The sequence below is a fragment of the Blastomonas sp. CCH1-A6 genome (genome assembly GCF_001556365.1).
GTDB lineage: Bacteria > Pseudomonadota > Alphaproteobacteria > Sphingomonadales > Sphingomonadaceae > Blastomonas > Blastomonas ursincola.
Genome location: NZ_LSIS01000412.1, coordinates 1 through 1,463 on the forward strand (window position 1 = coordinate 1; position 1,463 = coordinate 1,463).

The following is a 1,463-nucleotide window of genomic DNA, read 5'->3' on the forward strand; positions in this document are numbered from 1 at the left end:
AGCGCGCTCGCCCGCGACGGCCTCACCCATGTCGAGCTGACCTGGATCGAGAAGACGCTGGAGCACTGGATACGCTTCGGCCGGATCGCCCAAGACCGCATCCTGACGCGGCGAACCCGCGTCGTCGGCTTCCGTCCGGGCGCCGTCTTCGCGTTCGTGCGCTGGGCGTCGAACGACTTCGGCACGGTCATCTCGCGCATCGACGTGGTGCGCGCGGTCGCGGCCAACGAACCCTATGCGACGCTGCCGTTCGTGCGGCCGGGCGGCGACATCCTGCTCAAGATCGAGGGCTGGCCCAAGGTGCAACAGGTGCTCGCCGCGATCGACGCGGTGGAGGGGGCCGGCGTCGATCCCTGCGACGCGGCGGCCGATCACTGGCGGCACGTCCACAACCGCATCACCGCAGGCCAGCAGCCGCGCCTCTACACGGCGGAGCGCCATCGCGCTTGGCTCAAGCGCCGGGAGATCGAAGGATGAGGCGCCAACACTATCTCATGGCGACTGTGTTTGCCGCGACGACCTTTGCAGGGCTGTCCGCTGTCGTGGCGGTCGTCGCGCCACCCCCGCTCGCCGTCTGGAACGCCAGCGCCAGCGCGCCGATCGGGCTTTACCGCATCCATTCCGACCGCGATCCGCCCACCGGCGCGCTGGTTGCCATCGCGCCGCCTGAACGGCTTTCCCGCTGGCTGTCGGCGCGCGGCTATCTGCCCGAGGGCGTGCCGCTGTTGAAGCATGTCGCGGCCAAGGCCGGACAGCGCGTTTGCCGGATCGGCGCCCTGGTGAGCGTCGATGCGCGGCGCGTCGCCATCGCCCGCGCGCGTGACGGCCAGGGCCGTCCGCTGCCGGTCTGGCAGGGGTGCCGCACGCTGCAACCGGGCGAGCTGCTGCTGCTCAATCCCGCCCATCCCGACAGTCTGGACGGCCGTTATTTCGGCCCGCTGCCGGTCTCCGCCGTCATCGGACGCGCCACGCCGCTCTGGCTGCGAGCACCGTCCCAACCGCCTTCCACCCCCGAAGCCAAGGAGATCGACCATGCAAACGAATATCTTTGAATCCACCGCCGACGGCTATGCCGGCCGCGTTCGGCTGTTCGGCATCAACGAGGCGATCGTGCTTGTCGCGCTCGATCCGAGCGATGCCGAAAACGCGCCCGACTACCGTGTTCATCTCGACGACGAGGACGGCCCCGAGGTCGGCGGCGCGTGGAAACGGGTCGGCGAACGCGCCGGGAACTACATCGCGCTGGAGATCGACAGCCCGCTTTTCCCGGCGCCGTTCCGGCCGGTGCTGTTCCGCGCCGATGATGATGGACGGACGTTCCGGCTGTCGTGGAAACGCCCCCGGCCCCGCGACGATCGGAGCTGATCGGTGCCTTCCCCGATCATCCCTCTGTTCGCGGAAAAGCCGTCTCATCCCTCCGTCCCGCTCGGTCGCAGGCCGGCCGGCGCGCGCAGCGAAGGTCA

Annotated in this window: 3 protein-coding genes; all 3 read left to right on the top strand. The window is 69.7% G+C overall.

Features of this window, described 5'->3' with window-relative positions; translation table 11 throughout:
* The coding region (locus AX735_RS18755) for a DUF2840 domain-containing protein (protein ID WP_066283324.1) at positions 1 to 477 on the top strand (477 nt) is incomplete at its 5' end.
* The gene (locus AX735_RS18760) at positions 474 to 1,052 is read left to right on the top strand and encodes a S26 family signal peptidase (protein WP_066283326.1); all 579 of its coding nucleotides are present in this window, start codon (positions 474 to 476) and stop codon (positions 1,050 to 1,052) included. The genes AX735_RS18755 and AX735_RS18760, both read left to right, overlap by 4 nt.
* Complete coding sequence (locus AX735_RS18765; RefSeq protein WP_066283327.1) at positions 1,033 to 1,365, top strand: DUF736 domain-containing protein; 333 nt, start codon at positions 1,033 to 1,035, stop codon at positions 1,363 to 1,365. The genes AX735_RS18760 and AX735_RS18765 overlap by 20 nt, the downstream gene beginning before the upstream one ends.
* Positions 1,366 to 1,463: the final 98 nt, after the last annotated feature.